Source organism: Arthrobacter sp. MDT2-34-1, from assembly GCF_059091365.1.
On the sequence record NZ_JBNHGO010000047.1, the window covers coordinates 1 to 1,064 of the forward strand.

The following is a 1,064-nucleotide window of genomic DNA, read 5'->3' on the forward strand; positions in this document are numbered from 1 at the left end:
CGGTGTGCTGATGATGAACGGTCCGGCTTGTCTCACCGATGTTGGTGCTGATCGAGCCCGGGTAGAGGATTGTGACGCCAAAGTCGTCCTCGTGATCCTCGAGTTCGGCCCTCAGCACGTCGCTGAGACCGTCGACCGCCGACTTCGCAGCGGTGTACAGCGCATGGCCGGGGTTCGGCCGCATAACGGCCATCGACGACGTGTTCACGATGTGCTTATGCCCGGACTGCGCACGCATCTTCGGCAGGAAAGTTTGGATGCAGTTGACGGTGCCGAAGTAGTTAACCTCGACCATCCAGCGGAAGTCCTTGAGAGACGCGTTCCAGACCGCGCGGAACGGGCGCCAACTGACCCCGGCGTTGTTGCAGAGGATGTCGACTCTTCCGTACGCGTCGTAGGCGGCGTCGGCCAGCGCGGTAACGTCGTCGAGGTCGGTGACGTCGGCCCGGAACGGAACAGCCCTTCCCCCCGCCGAAGTGATCTCTTCCACGACGTGCGCAGCACTCTTCGCATCGATGTCAGCGACCACGACGCTGGCGCCGCGCCTGGCGAACTCCGACGCCATCGAACGGCCGATCCCGCTGCCGCCTCCGGTGACGACTGCCGCTGCACCCTCGAACTCGAAGTCAGTCATCGTTCAGGTTCACCGCCGTTCCGCTCCCGACGACGAGGACGTCGCATGCTTTGCTGGCCACTGATTCTCTCCTTCATTCGACATCGTTGTCCGACCCGGCGCGAACGCCGCGGTCGAAGTCATTGCTTCATCAGGCGCCCGTGGTGCGCTCAGTGGCCGCGATACCCGCGTGCCAAGGCCTGAAGGCGCGCCTCAAGCTCATCCACCGGCGCGGGGTGGGTGAGGCAGTAGGGGTCGTTGTGCAGGATGGCCTCGGCCACCTGCCAGCCGACCCATTCCGGCCCCTTGGCTGTGCGCTCGGGGCCGACCATCTCGCGTACCTGTACGTATGGGATCACCATCTCGCCCGTCAGCGCCTCGCCGGTGTGCTGATGATGAACGGTCCGGCTTGTCTCACCGATGTTGGTGCTGATCGAGCCCGGGTAGAGGA

Annotated in this window: 2 protein-coding genes; both read right to left on the reverse strand. The window is 64.4% G+C overall.

Going from position 1 to position 1,064, the window contains the following annotated elements:
* The coding region (locus AC5RVV_RS17495) for an SDR family NAD(P)-dependent oxidoreductase (RefSeq protein WP_494002624.1) at positions 1–634 on the reverse strand (634 nt) is incomplete at its 3' end.
* Between the two features lie 149 nt (positions 635–783).
* Positions 784–1,064, reverse strand: a 281-nt coding sequence (locus tag AC5RVV_RS17500; RefSeq protein ID WP_494002625.1) for a hypothetical protein, incomplete at its 5' end; no start/stop codon positions are given.